At 71.8% G+C, this 648-nt stretch carries 1 protein-coding gene; it reads right to left on the reverse strand.

The features are described 5' to 3' along the window. Window positions 1-648, reverse strand: a 648-nt coding sequence (locus FLW16_RS43010) for a helix-turn-helix transcriptional regulator (RefSeq protein ID WP_221891603.1), incomplete at both ends; no start/stop codon positions are given.

Consider the following 648-nt stretch of genomic DNA (forward strand, 5'->3'; position numbering starts at 1 on the left):
GTTGGAGAGATGGACTTCCACGGTCTTCACCGTGACATAGAGGCGTTGGGCGATCTGGCGGTTGGTCAGGCCGGTCGCGGCGAGCCCGGCGACGCGTGTCTCGCTGGGGGTGAGTGCTTCGGGGCCGGTCAGGTACGAGCGCCGGGGCCGGGCACCCAGGGCGCGCAACTCGCTGCGCGCCTCCTTGACAACAGGGTCGGCGCCGCAGCGTTGGGCGAGGTCCATGCCCTCCTGCAGGAGCGAACGCGCCATCGCCGTTTGCCCCTGGCGGCGGCGACGGGTGCCGAGGTCGACCAGGGCGTATGCCAGCTCGAGCCGCGCGGGTGACGCGCGGAGCACCTCGACGCTTCGTTCCAGCAGCTTCACCGCGTCGGGCATGGGGCTAACCAGGCCGGCCACGCGCAGCGCGTGGCCGATCGCGTACGGCGCGCCCCAGCGTTCGGCCAGTTCGAGTTCTTCGTGCGCGTACGCCTGCGCCGCCGCGGTGTCGCCCAGCGCGTGGAGGCACAGCGCGGCCTGCGAGCGCCAGGCCACGAGCGCGGGGTTGCCGCCGTTGTGAACGGCGAACCGTTTCCCTGTTTCGACCGCCGCCTCCAGCGCCGCCTCGTACCTGCCCTGAGCGGCCAAGATCCTGGCTTGGATGTGCAG

The sequence above is a fragment of the Microbispora sp. KK1-11 genome (assembly GCF_006874435.1).
Classification (GTDB): domain Bacteria; phylum Actinomycetota; class Actinomycetes; order Streptosporangiales; family Streptosporangiaceae; genus Microbispora; species Microbispora catharanthi.